General features: G+C 57.5%; 13 protein-coding genes. 4 read left to right on the forward strand and 9 right to left on the reverse strand.

What is annotated here, in order from left to right; all coding sequences use genetic code 11:
• Positions 1-5: 5 nt before the first annotated feature.
• Positions 6-350: a cupin domain-containing protein gene (locus HMPREF7545_RS00285; RefSeq protein ID WP_006693649.1), complete on the forward strand. Its 345-nt coding sequence runs from the start codon at positions 6-8 to the stop codon at positions 348-350.
• Positions 351-427: 77 nt separating this feature from the next.
• Here the strand turns inward: HMPREF7545_RS00285 and HMPREF7545_RS00290 are convergent, their stop codons facing one another.
• The 8 genes from HMPREF7545_RS00290 to ftsE form a co-directional block, all read right to left on the reverse strand.
• Positions 428-1,642: an ABC transporter permease gene (locus HMPREF7545_RS00290; protein ID WP_006693650.1), complete on the reverse strand. Its 1,215-nt coding sequence runs from the start codon at positions 1,640-1,642 to the stop codon at positions 428-430.
• Positions 1,632-2,348 (reverse strand): ABC transporter ATP-binding protein, encoded by a 717-nt coding sequence (locus HMPREF7545_RS00295; RefSeq protein ID WP_006693651.1) that lies wholly within the window; start codon positions 2,346-2,348, stop codon positions 1,632-1,634. Before HMPREF7545_RS00295 ends, HMPREF7545_RS00290 begins: the two co-directional genes overlap by 11 nt.
• Positions 2,349-2,363: 15 nt before the next feature.
• Positions 2,364-3,476, reverse strand: a complete 1,113-nt coding sequence (locus HMPREF7545_RS00300; RefSeq protein ID WP_006693652.1) for an efflux RND transporter periplasmic adaptor subunit — start codon at positions 3,474-3,476, stop codon at positions 2,364-2,366.
• A complete protein-coding gene (locus HMPREF7545_RS00305; RefSeq protein ID WP_040571061.1) occupies positions 3,473-4,879 on the reverse strand; it encodes a TolC family protein in 1,407 nt (468 codons plus the stop codon). Before HMPREF7545_RS00305 ends, HMPREF7545_RS00300 begins: the two co-directional genes overlap by 4 nt.
• 98 nt (positions 4,880-4,977) lie before the next feature.
• Entirely contained in the window at positions 4,978-6,123 is a 1,146-nt protein-coding gene (locus tag HMPREF7545_RS00310; RefSeq protein ID WP_006693654.1) for a S41 family peptidase, read from the reverse strand.
• Between the two features lie 16 nt (positions 6,124-6,139).
• Positions 6,140-7,255: a murein hydrolase activator EnvC family protein gene (locus tag HMPREF7545_RS00315; protein ID WP_006693655.1), complete on the reverse strand. Its 1,116-nt coding sequence runs from the start codon at positions 7,253-7,255 to the stop codon at positions 6,140-6,142.
• Between the two features lie 3 nt (positions 7,256-7,258).
• On the reverse strand, positions 7,259-8,146 hold the full coding sequence (ftsX, locus tag HMPREF7545_RS00320; RefSeq protein WP_006693656.1) for a permease-like cell division protein FtsX: 888 nt from the start codon (positions 8,144-8,146) through the stop codon (positions 7,259-7,261).
• Positions 8,136-8,822, reverse strand: coding sequence for a cell division ATP-binding protein FtsE (gene ftsE / locus HMPREF7545_RS00325; RefSeq protein WP_006693657.1), 687 nt, complete (start codon positions 8,820-8,822; stop codon positions 8,136-8,138). Before ftsE ends, ftsX begins: the two co-directional genes overlap by 11 nt.
• Before the next feature lie 175 nt (positions 8,823-8,997).
• Between ftsE and HMPREF7545_RS00330 the strand changes: the two genes are divergently transcribed.
• From HMPREF7545_RS00330 to HMPREF7545_RS00340, 3 genes are all read left to right on the forward strand, one after another.
• Entirely contained in the window at positions 8,998-9,372 is a 375-nt protein-coding gene (locus HMPREF7545_RS00330) for a YbaN family protein (RefSeq protein WP_006693659.1), read from the forward strand.
• A 125-nt stretch (positions 9,373-9,497) separates the two neighbouring features.
• On the forward strand, positions 9,498-10,253 hold the full coding sequence (locus HMPREF7545_RS00335) for an esterase family protein (protein ID WP_006693660.1): 756 nt from the start codon (positions 9,498-9,500) through the stop codon (positions 10,251-10,253).
• Positions 10,254-10,269: 16 nt separating this feature from the next.
• A complete protein-coding gene (locus tag HMPREF7545_RS00340; RefSeq protein WP_006693661.1) occupies positions 10,270-11,463 on the forward strand; it encodes an ATP-grasp domain-containing protein in 1,194 nt (397 codons plus the stop codon).
• A gap of 38 nt (positions 11,464-11,501) precedes the next feature.
• Here HMPREF7545_RS00340 and HMPREF7545_RS00345 read toward each other — a convergent pair whose 3' ends face one another.
• Positions 11,502-12,152, reverse strand: a complete 651-nt coding sequence (locus HMPREF7545_RS00345) for a class I SAM-dependent methyltransferase (protein WP_006693662.1) — start codon at positions 12,150-12,152, stop codon at positions 11,502-11,504.
• Position 12,153: the final 1 nt, after the last annotated feature.

Genomic DNA, 12,153 nt, shown 5'->3' on the forward strand with positions numbered 1-12,153 from the left:
TTTCTATGGCAATCATCGAATCCGAGCACATTGATGCCGAGAAGCGGTTCGGCGGCAGCGGCACGATCCACATTCAAAAGCTGCTCAGCCCGGCAGAGCTCGACGGAAAGTGCGCGATGTACGCGCGCGTAACGATCCCGCCCCATGCGTCGATGGGTGTGCACAAACACGAGGGCAATACCGAGACCTATCACATTCTCTCGGGGCGCGCCCGCTACAACGACAACGGCACGGAGATCGAGATCGGTCCCGGTACAACGACGTTCTGCGCAGACGGAGAGGTGCATGCCATTGCCAATGCCTCCGACACGGAGGACCTCGTCTTCATGGCGCTGATCATCAATAAATAACTGCAGAGATGGGAAAAGCCCGCGGCGGGAACAACCCCGCACGGGCTTTTTTGCTATATTCAGCTGCTGTTCAAATCCTATTCATACCGCAGAGCATCGATTGGATCGAGGCGTGCGGCTTTGCGTGCGGGATAGATGCCGAAGAAAAGGCCGATCCCGACGGCGAAGGAGAAAGAAACGAGCACCGGCAGGATATCGACGGTGGTCGTGAGCCCGCCGAAGGCACCGATCGCTTTGGAGAGCAAGATCCCGCTCGCGATGCCGATAACTCCGCCCACGATGCCGATGACCATGGACTCGATCATGAACTGCATGAGCACGTTCGACGAGGTCGCGCCGAGTGCCTTGCGGATGCCGATCTCACGTGTGCGTTCGGTCACCGAAACCATCATAATGTTCATGATGCCGATACCGCCGACGAGCAGCGAGATGCTCGCGATCGAGCCGAGGAGCAGCGTGATCATATTGGTATTCTCCGTGAAGCTCTCCATGAGACTGGTCATATTGCGGACGGTAAAGTCATCCTCCATGCCGGCACGGATGTGGTGGCGCTGCCGCAGGAGGTTCTCGATCTCCGCCTGTACCTGATCCATCTTCTCCGGACTCGATACCTGTATGTTGACCGAATGTATATGGGTGATCGCAAGCATGCGCTCCTGCGCCGTCGTCAGCGGAATGTAGATCACATCGTCCTGATCCTGGCCGATGGACTGCCCCTTGGATGCCGTGATACCGATGACCTTGAACGGCTGGTTGTTGATGCGGATGTTCTGTCCGACGGGATTCTCCGCACCGAACAGGTTCGCCGCGACGGTCGGTCCGATCACGGCGACGCGGCTGCGCTTATTCATATCGCTGGCCGAAATGAACGACCCGTTTTCCACCTTCAGCGCACGAATCTGCATAAGTTCGGGCGTGACCCCCTCCACCGAAGTATTCCAGTTCAGATTACCATTGACAACCTGATACGAGGAAGAAACCGTGGGGGAAACGTAGTCGATGCCTTTGATCTTGCTCTCAATCGCCTTGGCATCATCATACTTCAGCGATTTGCGTGAGCCGGCTGCGCCGCGCACACCTCCGTGATTGGTCGATCCCGGCATGATGATGAGCATGTTCGAGCCGAGGCTGGCGAAGGAGTCTGCAACGCTCGTGCGCACGCCCATGCCGATGGATACCATCGCAATGACGGCGCCGACGCCGATGATGATGCCGAGCATCGTGAGCAGGGAACGGAGCTTGTTCGCGAGGAGGGCGTTGACCGCCATGCCGAAGCATTCTTTAAACAACATCCATCACGACCCCCTTCCCTTCATCGCGCGTGATCCTGCCGTCGCGGACGAGGAGCTGCCGGCTCGCGCGCACGGCGATCTCAGGCTCGTGCGTAACGAGAATGATCGTATGTCCTCTCTCATGCATCCGTTCGAAGATGTCCATGATCTCCTTCGTAGATTTTGTGTCAAGGTTTCCCGTAGGCTCGTCCGCCATGATGATATGCGGCTCGTTGACGAGCGCACGGGCGATGGCGACGCGCTGACGCTGTCCGCCCGAGAGTTCGTTCGGCAGATGCTGTCCGCGGTCGGCGAGGCCGACGGAGGACAGCACTTCCTGTGCCCGCTCCAAGCGCTCGCGCCGCTTTATCCCCGCATAGACGAGAGGAAGAGCGACATTATCGAGTGCCGAGATACGCGGAAGCAGGTTGAAGTTCTGAAAGACGAAGCCGATCTTCTTGTTGCGCGTGAGTGCCAGCGCATCATCGCCGAGCCCTGCGACTTCCTCACCGTCGAGCTTGTACGAGCCCTCAGACGGACGGTCGAGACAGCCGAGAATGTTCATCAACGTGGATTTTCCCGACCCCGAGGGTCCCATGAGTGCAGCAAATTCCCCGCGTCCGATATCCAGATCGATGCCGTCGAGCGCTGCGAGCGTCTCCCCGCCAATGCGATAGAGTTTCCGAATGCCGCGCAGGCTGATCGTGGGCGTCTCCTTTTTTTCCATTGAGATCACCCCGCATCAAAACGGCGGAGGCCCGTCGTCATGTCCGTTTTTAGACGCTGATGTCTTTGCCTTATAGGTATTGACGACGCGCTCTCCATCGCTGAGCCCGGACAGGATCTCCACGTACTCATCGCTGTAGATGCCGGTCTCAACATAACGCTGCTCCTGCGTGCCGTCTTCGTTCATCACGAGCACATACGAGCCCGCCGCATCCGTTTTAAGCGCAGAGAGCGGCACGACGAGCGCGTCGTTCCTGTCCGCCGTATTGATGACGACGCGCGCCGTCATCGCAGGCAGAAGGAGGTTCTCGGGGTCCTCCACATCAAGGGTCACATAGTAGTAGATAACGCTTGCACTCGTGGACGTGGAAGACGAACCCGACGAGCTCGTATCCCAGCTGTTGGATACATCGGTCTGCGAAATCTTCGAGACACGGGCCTTGAACGTCTCATCCGCATGAGCGTCGACGGTAAATGTCGCCTCCTGTCCGATGCGAATGTTGCCGATGTCAGTCTCATCGACCTTTGCCTTGATCTGCTTTGCGGAGAGGTTGGCAATGCGCATGATGACAGTCGGATTATCCGAGCCCTGTACCGCCATTGTTCCGACGGTCTTCGGCTCGCCGACGACAACGCCCGAGATCGGTGCAGTGATGATGGTCTCGTTGGCATCCGAGTTCGCTTCCTCTAGATTCGACTGCGCCGTGTCATAGTTGTACTCGGCATCTTCGAGATCGGATTTGGACTTTGCTCCGATGCTTTCCAGATAGTTCATGCGGTTGTACTTGGCGCGCGTATTCGTGACGCGGTACGCTGCCTGGTCGCGCTTTGCCTCATAGTCCTTGCCGTCGAGGGTTGCAACAACCTGCCCGGCCGTGACGGTATCGTTCTCCTTGACCAGGACAGAGTTGATGCGCGCCGTGATCTTCGAACTGACCTCGACAGAATCCACCGGGCGAATCGTACCGGTCGCCTCGACCGTGGACTTGATATCCATGCGCTGTACCGTAAACGTTTCCACAGCCTGTGCGGACTTGTCCGCCTCGCTTGAGGCATAGTAGAGATAGGCGCCGCCGGCGGCCAATACGGCAGTCAATAGGCCGATGCCGATGATTGTTCTTCGCTTCATTTTTGCGCCCCCTTCTGCGCTGCTGCCTTCGATCCTGCCTCTGCATACGCCGCCTGCGCAGCATCACGCTCTTCCTGCGTCACAGAGAAGAGCTCGTTCGCCGCCGCATGCTCGCTGTCGGTAAGGGCCTCCCCCATAATGCTCTCAACCTGTGCCCGATAGCGCGCATAGTCATAGCGCGCGCTGATTGCATTCTGCTGCGCCGTCGACAGGGCGGCCTGCGCATCGAGAATATCAAGCAAAATGCCCTCACCCGCACGATAGCGTTCATTTGCGATGTAGTAGTCGTTCTGTGCCTGCTGGACCGCATCCCCCGTCGAGGTGAAGCGCTTCTCCGCCTCGCGCATATTGAGATAGGCCTTTCTGAGATCCAGATCGATGGTCTCTTCCGTCTTCTTCACGTTCAGCAGGGCAATGTCACGCTCCGCCTCCGCCGCCTCGATCTGTCCGCGCGTCACGCCGCTGTCAAAGATGTTCCACCGAACACCGACGGACGCGGACACATCCGAACTCGTATCGTGCCGTGGACGGAACTGGCTCGTGAGCCCCGATCCGACCGTGAGATCCACGGTCGGTTTTTTGCCCGCCTTTGCGATATCGACGGCAAGTTCGCGCTGACGAAGCTTTTGCCGCTCTGCCGCGAGGTCGAGTCGATTTCGATAGGCATATGCAATGCAGTCCTGCATGGAGGTCTCAAAGGGCTGATAAGCAACCTCCGTTGTGAGCTGAATCGGCTCTGCACGATCGATGTTCAGCAGATTGCGCAGTGCCGCAAGGTTCACCTCGTAGGTATTCTCCGCACGGATAAGTTCCTGCCGTGCATTCGAGAGTTCTACGGAGGAGCGGAGGACATCAATGCGCGCCTGTGCCCCGGCGCCGTAAAGCGCTGTCACATTCTGCAGATGCGCATCGTATTTGTTCACGGTGTCGCGCTGCACATCAATCTTCTTGAGCGCTTCCGCCGCGTTCCAATACGCAGAGATCACCTCATACTTCAGTTCTTCACGGGCACGCTCCGTCGCAAAGCGCGCGGCACGCGCACCGATTTCGCCGGATTCGATGCTCGCCTGGTTCGCACCGCCGCTGTAAAGCGGAAGACTCGCCGACAGATTCACGCCGTTGCTCGCCTGTGCGCTCTCATCCTTTGCCTTGCTCGTACGCAGCGTATCGCTCGCTGTCACCGAGACGCTGTTCTTTCCGCGTGCCTGCTTCAGCGCGGCGTCTGCCGTCCGCTCGCCCTCATGCGTGATACGCAGTCCCGTGTTTGCAGCAAGCGCCGTATTGATCGCCTCTTCGAGCGTAAGGCTCATCGCATCCGCAGATACCGGAAGGAAGAGTGCCGTACTCAGAGCGAGCGCGGCAAACATCCGGCGGCGGCGCGGCCTGTACCGTTGATCGTACATAAAGGCCTCCTACTAGGAAATCAAAAATACATCCATAATAATGCGCCCATGCTAACGCAGGGGCGCTAATTATTTCTTAGAATCCCATTATTTTTATATTAGAGCGTCGGATGTTCCAGGAGCCACTGCTTTGCCGCCTCGAACTGTGCGTCTGTCACATCCTTCGGTGAACGATCGACAATGATATCCGGCGTAATGCCTGTACCGTCAATGGAGCGTCCATTCGGTGTCACATATTTTGCGATCGTCAGTTTCAGCCCATCCTCGTGAAAGAGCGGCAGGACTGCCTGTACAGATCCCTTGCCGTAGGAAGTTGTGCCGATGATCTCTGCCGCACCCGTATCCTGCAGCGCACCTGCGAGGATCTCTGACGCGCTCGCACTGTTCTCGTCGATGAGTACGGCGATGGGATATTTCCGCGCGGTGAGATGTGATTTGTAGACTTCCTCGTCACCGTCGCGGTTGATCACGGAGACGATTGGGCCCTCCGGCACGATCTGCTCGGCGACAGCGACACAGCTCGTGATGAGGCCGCCCGGATTCTCGCGCAGGTCGATGATGAGCGCCGTCATGCCCTCGCCCGCAAGACGCTTCATCTCAGCGGAGAATTCCTCGCCTGTGTGCTCGGCAAAAGAGCCAATGCGAATATAGCCGATCGTCGTCCCCTCGATCATTACGCCACGCACGGAAGGCACCTGGATGACGGCACGCGTAATCGTATACTCCTGCTCTGTCCCGTCGCGCAGGATGCGCAGGAGGACATTCGTCCCCGCTTCACCGCGAATGCGCAGAGCGACCTCCTCGCTCTGCATCTCGCTCGTCGGCGTGCCGTCCACGGTCAGGATCTCGTCTCCTGCGCGCAGACCCGCCGCCTCGCCGGGCGTCCCCTCAAGAACGGAGATGATCTTCACCGTCCTGTCCTTGAACCCCATCGTCACGCCGATGCCGCCGAAGGCGCCCTCGGTATGCTGGCGCAGCTCCTTGAACATATCGGGCGGCATGTAGACGGAATGCGGATCGCCGAGCGATGCGACCATGCCGTTGATCGCTCCGTCGATGAGCGCCGTCGTATCGGGTGCGCTCACATAGCGTGCTTGTATGAACTTCATCACGCCAAAGAGGCGCAGAACATCATCGCCGTAGATCCCCGTCATGCGCAGGAGGCCGCCGGCGAACAAGACAGTCAGCATACTCCCAAAGGCTGCGGACAGGACGATGGTTAAAATGAGTTTCTTTCTGTTCATATCCTCTTTCGCTCAATCAAAGGTAAGCGAGCGGGTTCACCGGCTCGCCGTTGACGCGCACCTCAAAATGGCAGTGCGGACCTGTCGAGTTGCCCGTAGAACCACATTCCGCGATCAGCTCGCCCTGCGCCACACTCTGCCCCGTACTCACCTCAAGCGACTGACAGTGGCCGTAGAGCGTCGAGATGCCGCCGCCGTGGTTGATGATGACAGCATTGCCGTAGCCCGAGATCCAGCCCGCATATTCGACGGTTCCCGCCTGCGCTGCATAGATCGGATCGCCGTAGTCACCGCCGATATCAATGCCGCTGTGGAAGCGCTGTGCGCCCGTGATCGGGTGCGTGCGCCATCCGAAATCCGATGTGATCGAGCCTGCGAGCGGCCAGATCATCGCCCCCGAGCCCTGCACGGGGAGATTGCGCAGTCCGCTGCGCTGAAGCATGCGCGTGATGCGCTCCGATGCGGCGCGGGATTCATCCTGCTGTCGGTCGATTGTCGCCTTATCGTATTTCATCTGCTCGATGAGTACCTGCTGCTGTGCGACCTTGTCCTCCATCGCCAGACGTGCCTCACGTGCCTTTTTCTCGAGCGGTTCTTGTTCCGCTCGGTCCTTCTCCAGCTCCTCCTTGAGGGCACGCATCGCGTCACGGTCGGCGAGAATCCCGTGCACGAGATCATAGTCCTGCTTGATGACGCGCTTGAGGAGATCCATGCGCGTAAGGAAATCCGAAAAATCCTTTGCGCCAAAGAGGACGTCCACATAGGAGATCTGTCCGTTGATGTAGATATCGCGTACGCGTCTGCCGAGGACATCGCGCTTGCGCTCGTATGCGCGCTCCGTAATTTCGAGTTTCTCCTCGTTCTCCTCAAGGCGCGCGAGCGTCTCATTCAGCTCGGCACGGCGCACTTTATGCTCGGCGATCGCCTCGTCCGCCGCCTCATCCAGAATGCGCTTCTGCTCGGAGAGAGAGTCGATCTTTCCGGCGAGTTCAGCACTCTGTCGTCCAAGTTCCTCGACCTGCGCGTCGTAGCTGTCGCGTTCCTCCTCAAGCGTTGCCGCAGCTCCCTGCCCTGCGGCAAGTAATGTAGTGGCAAGAGCTGCGCAGAGGCCCCTTTTTATCTCTGATCTCATCAATTACACCCTCAGGAAACGCTTGAGCGACACCCATGCGCCGGTCGCACCGATCGCCATGCCGAGCAGGATGATGATGAGACCGACATAGTTCATAAATGGCGACTGCGGAATCAGCGGGAAGAAGGCAAGTGTATCGTAAACCTTGCTCGCCACACCCGCATAGAAACTGCGCAGAACGATGGCTGAGATCAGTCCGCCGATGAAGCCGAGCACGACGCCCTCAAGCACGAACGGCCAGCGGATGAATCCGTCCGTAGCGCCGACGTATTTCATGATCGCGATCTCACGCCGCCGCGCGAATACCGTCAGGCGGATCGTGTTCGCGATGATAAAAACGGTCGCGCCGCCGAGCAGCAGAATGAGCATGACGCCAAAGATACGCACAAGCCGCGTAATGTCGAAGAGATGCTGCACAACATCCTGTCCGTATTTCGCTGACTCTACGCCGGACATACGCTCGATCTGATGTGCCGCTGTCTCCACCATGTCTGGCTGGCGTACAGTCACCTCATATGCGTTTGGCAGAGGGTTTGTTTCTCCGAGCGCATCGAGCAGATATTTCTGCTCGCCCAGGCGCTCAGAGAGACGCGCGCGTGCCTCTTCGCGCCCAACGTATTTCACAGACTCGATTCCCTGCAGCGCACGGATCTTTGCGCCCAGTTCCTCCTCCTCTTCTTCGCTCAGATCATCCTCCATATAGACGCTGATCTGTACCTGTGACTCAAGGAGAGATGCCGCGCGGTTCATATTGAGCGCGAGGATGAGAAACACGCCGAGGATGAAGAGCGAGACTGCAACTGTGCCGACAGCGGCAAATGTCATCCAGTTGTTGCGGCGCAGCGATCGAAAGACCTCCTGGACATAGTATTCGGCGGTCCTAATCTTCATATCCGTATCCTCCGCGCATCTCATCACGTACAATGTGACCGCCCTCAATGGCGACCACGCGGCGCTGCATTGTGTCGACGATGCCCTTGTCATGCGTCGCCATGACGATCGTCGTACCTGCTGCGTTGATACGCTTGAAGATATCCATGATATCCCAACTCGTCTCAGGGTCGAGATTGCCCGTCGGCTCGTCCGCAATGAGGATCGCAGGATCGTTGACGATGGCGCGCGCGATCGCTACGCGCTGCTGCTCGCCGCCTGAAAGCTGCGAGGGGAAGTTGCGGTATTTGTCCCGCAGCCCGACCACGTCGAGCACGGCGTTCACACGGCGTTGGATCATCTGGCGCGGCGCCTCGATCACGCGCATCGCGAACGCCACATTCTCATAGACCGTCTTGTCCGACAGCAGACGATAGTCCTGGAAGATGACGCCAAGGCCCCGCCGGAGATACGGTACATCCTTTACATTCATATGAACAACATCATGTCCGTTGACGAAGAGTTCCCCCTCCGTCGGCAGCTCCTCGCGAAAGAGCATCTTAATGAATGTGGACTTGCCCGCGCCGCTCACACCGACGACAAAGATGAACTCTCCTTTTCCGATCTCAATGTTCACGTGGTCCAGCGCAAGCGCGCCATTCCCATATATCTTTGAGACATTTTTCATCCGAATCATTGTATTCGTCTCATTCCTCTCCGCTATGACTCCCCTATGAATCCGGAGTCACTAAAAACCGTTTTTTATTATAGCACAAATCAAAAAAACTACAAAATGCCGCGTTGCCATTTTCTTCGCCCCATGTTATTCTCATCCCCATGAGAACATATTTCATTTCAAGAGAACGCCGCCTATGATCTTAAAAAAATTTTTATTTATCGCGCTCGGCCTCGTCAGTCTCGGGCTCGGCATCCTCGGCGCCTTCCTCCCCATCCTGCCGACCGTGCCGTTCGTCCTGCTCTCTGCCTGGTGCTTTGCGCGCGGGTCGCATCGCCTCGATCGCTGGCTGCAGGCCACGCGCATCTATCGACAGACGATGCTTCTCATGCACAGCGGACGGCGCGGCATGACCATCGTCCAAAAACTGCGCGTCATGCTCCCCGTTACCGTGCTCATGGGCGTCTCCTTTCTCGTGGCCGACCCTCCGCACGCACGCATCGCGATCGGCATCGTGTGGACGGCGCATGTCATCGTGCTTGTCTTTCGCGTTCCTACGATAAAAAAATAAGCTGCCGCGGCAGCTCTTTTTTTGCAGAATTTTATGGACGGTGCAATCCCCGCTGAATTGACAAAAACAAAAGGATTCGATAGAGTATACATATATTGTCATATGCAAATTCAGGGAGATCAATCATGACAAACTGGAAAGAAGCGAATTGGCACAGTACGCGGCTGAACCGCGTGATGAATATACGCGTCTACGGAATGCCGAGCGGTGTTCCCATGCTCATCTTCCCGACACAGGACGCAATGAGCGACAACTTCGAGAACTTCGGCATGATCGAGTTGCTGTCGGAGGATTTGCGCCGCGGACGCATCCAGCTCTTTTGCGTGGATACGGTCGACACGGAGACATGGTCCAATATCTGGGGCGACAAAACGTGGCGCGCACAGCGGCAGGAACAGTACTACGGCTACATCATCGACGAGGTCATCCCCTTCATACGCACAGAGAATACGAGCAAACGTCTGCCCATTGCCGCCGGATGCAGCCTCGGCGGTCTGCATGCAGCCATCGCATTCTTCCGCCGTCCCGATCTCTTTGACGGCGTGCTCGCTCTCTCGGGCGTCTACGACGCAAAATTCTTCACCGACGGCTGGATGAACGACACACTTTACGACAATTCTCCGCTTGACTTTCTCGCGAACATGCCCGGCGATCACCCCTATATCGACCTCTACAATCAGCGGCGCATCGTGCTCTGTGTCGGACAGGGCCGTTGGGAGGAGGAGGGACGCCGCACGACGGCGCTCATGGGCGACGTGCTCTACGGCAAGGATATTCACGCATGGGTGGATTTCTGGGGCTATGATGTCGATCATGACTGGGACTGGTGGAAGAAGCAGTTCGCTTATTTCCTCCCCTTCGTTCTGCGCGAGCAGACATAACCTATGAGGTACGATCATGAACTTTGTCTTTGTATCCCCGCAGTTCCCGCGCGTCTATTGGAATTTCTGCGACCGTCTGAAGAAAAAGGGCGTCAACGTCCTCGGCATCGGTGACACGCCCTATGATCAGCTCGCACACGAGGTGCGCGAGTCGCTGACCGAATACTACTTCGTCCCCTCGCTGGCCGATTACGATCAGATGATGCGTGCCGTCGCGTTCTTCACCTTCAAATATGGGCGCATCGACTGGCTCGAATCCAACAACGAATACTGGCTCGAGAGCGATGCGCATCTGCGTACGGATTTCAATATCCGTACGGGCTGGCAAAGCAGTGACATGGAGCACATCAAAAATAAATCCGCCATGAAGCCCTTTTACAAGAAGGCAGGCATCCCGACGGCACGCCTCTCAAAAGTGACAACGCTTGCCGCTGCCGAGGAGTTCCTCGCCGCGGTCGGCTATCCCGTCATCGTTAAACCCGACACGGGCGTCGGTGCGACGGACACTTACCGCATCGACAATCATGACGAACTCTGTCATTTCTACGCATCCAAACCAACGGTGCCCTACGTCATGGAGGAGTTTGTCACAGGCGATATATGCTCCTACGATGCCATCGTGGATGCGGATGCCAACCCGATCTTTGAGTCTATGACCGTCTGGCCGCCGTCTGTTATGGACATCGTGCTCTATCAGCTCGATCTCTCCTACTATACAACGGATCGCGTGCCCGACGCGCTGAAGAAGGCGGGGCGCGCCACACTCAAAGCATTCCATGTGCACAGCCGCTTCGTTCATTTCGAGTTCTTCCGGCTGACAAGGGCAAAGCCGGGGCTCGGCGATATCGGCGACTTCGTTGGGCTCGAGGTCAACATGCGGCCGGCCGGCGGCTACACTACGGATATGATGAACTACGCGCACTCCACCGATGTCTATGAGATCTGGGCCGATATGATTACGGAGAACCGCCGCGTTCTCCCCGATCGCAGCGAGCACTGCTACTGCGCCTATGCGAGCCGCCGCGACTTCCATCGCTATGTCCGCACGCACGAGGATATCCTGCGCCGCTACGCAGGACAGATCGTTATGTGCGAGCGCATGCCCGAGATGATGTGGCCGCAGATGGGCAATCAGATGTATACGGCAAAGCTGAACGGACAGGAAGAAACGGATGAATTTATCCGCTTCGTCCAGGAACAACAGAACTAACGACATAAAAAAAGACTGTGCATGCAGTCTTTTTTTTATTATCTCATTCCGCAGACAGCGATCCAGTATTCGCCTTCCTTGAAATGCATATGAACTTCTTGGAATCCCGCCGCACGGAAGAGCCGCTCAAACTCCTCAGGCGTCGGATTTGTCAGTTGATAGCCGGCGATCTTCTCACGTATGCTCTGCGGCAGATCGTCCCGCCCATAGACCTCTGCAAGCAGGAGGAACGTGCCGCCCGGCTTCAGCACACGAGCGACCTCTTTCAAGCTTTCGGCGGGATTCGGCCAGAAATAAAAGCTCTCCACCGTGACGATCTCGTCAAAATGTACGTCATCGAACGGCAGCGCCTCGACCGACGCGTGCAGAATCTCCATCCGCCCCGCCTCAATGAGAGGTGCATTGAACGCGCGCGAAGCCTCCACCGAGGTCTCCGCATAGTCGATGCCGACGAGATGCCCCTGCGTCACACACTCCGCCATCCGTGCGAGAGTATTCCCGCCGCCGCAGCCGATATCGAGCACGATATCACCCGCATGGAGGGTGATCTGCGCGAGTCCCCAGTCGACGAGCCGCGCATGGCTTTCATTCATGCGGGCGAGCATTGCGCGTCCGGCCGCTCCCTCAGGACGCCTCGGATTTCCCTCTGCAGTCACGCGGTCCGTCTCTGTCCAATCAGCATCTGCCATC

The organism is Centipeda noxia ATCC 43541 (assembly GCF_000160555.1).
GTDB lineage: Bacteria > Bacillota > Negativicutes > Selenomonadales > Selenomonadaceae > Centipeda > Centipeda noxia.

Excerpts from the sequence above, each read along its gene's own strand:
- HMPREF7545_RS00285 (WP_006693649.1), top strand. The coding sequence starts at position 6 with ATGGCAATCATCGAATCCGAGCACATTGATGCCGAGAAGCGGTTCGGC.
- HMPREF7545_RS00290 (WP_006693650.1), bottom strand. The coding sequence starts at position 1,642 with ATGTTGTTTAAAGAATGCTTCGGCATGGCGGTCAACGCCCTCCTCGCG.
- HMPREF7545_RS00295 (WP_006693651.1), bottom strand. The coding sequence starts at position 2,348 with ATGGAAAAAAAGGAGACGCCCACGATCAGCCTGCGCGGCATTCGGAAA.
- HMPREF7545_RS00300 (WP_006693652.1), bottom strand. The coding sequence starts at position 3,476 with ATGAAGCGAAGAACAATCATCGGCATCGGCCTATTGACTGCCGTATTG.
- HMPREF7545_RS00305 (WP_040571061.1), bottom strand. The coding sequence starts at position 4,879 with ATGTACGATCAACGGTACAGGCCGCGCCGCCGCCGGATGTTTGCCGCG.
- HMPREF7545_RS00310 (WP_006693654.1), bottom strand. The coding sequence starts at position 6,123 with ATGAACAGAAAGAAACTCATTTTAACCATCGTCCTGTCCGCAGCCTTT.
- HMPREF7545_RS00315 (WP_006693655.1), bottom strand. The coding sequence starts at position 7,255 with ATGAGATCAGAGATAAAAAGGGGCCTCTGCGCAGCTCTTGCCACTACA.
- ftsX (WP_006693656.1), bottom strand. The coding sequence starts at position 8,146 with ATGAAGATTAGGACCGCCGAATACTATGTCCAGGAGGTCTTTCGATCG.
- ftsE (WP_006693657.1), bottom strand. The coding sequence starts at position 8,822 with ATGATTCGGATGAAAAATGTCTCAAAGATATATGGGAATGGCGCGCTT.
- HMPREF7545_RS00330 (WP_006693659.1), top strand. The coding sequence starts at position 8,998 with ATGATCTTAAAAAAATTTTTATTTATCGCGCTCGGCCTCGTCAGTCTC.
- HMPREF7545_RS00335 (WP_006693660.1), top strand. The coding sequence starts at position 9,498 with ATGACAAACTGGAAAGAAGCGAATTGGCACAGTACGCGGCTGAACCGC.
- HMPREF7545_RS00340 (WP_006693661.1), top strand. The coding sequence starts at position 10,270 with ATGAACTTTGTCTTTGTATCCCCGCAGTTCCCGCGCGTCTATTGGAAT.
- HMPREF7545_RS00345 (WP_006693662.1), bottom strand. The coding sequence starts at position 12,152 with ATGGCAGATGCTGATTGGACAGAGACGGACCGCGTGACTGCAGAGGGA.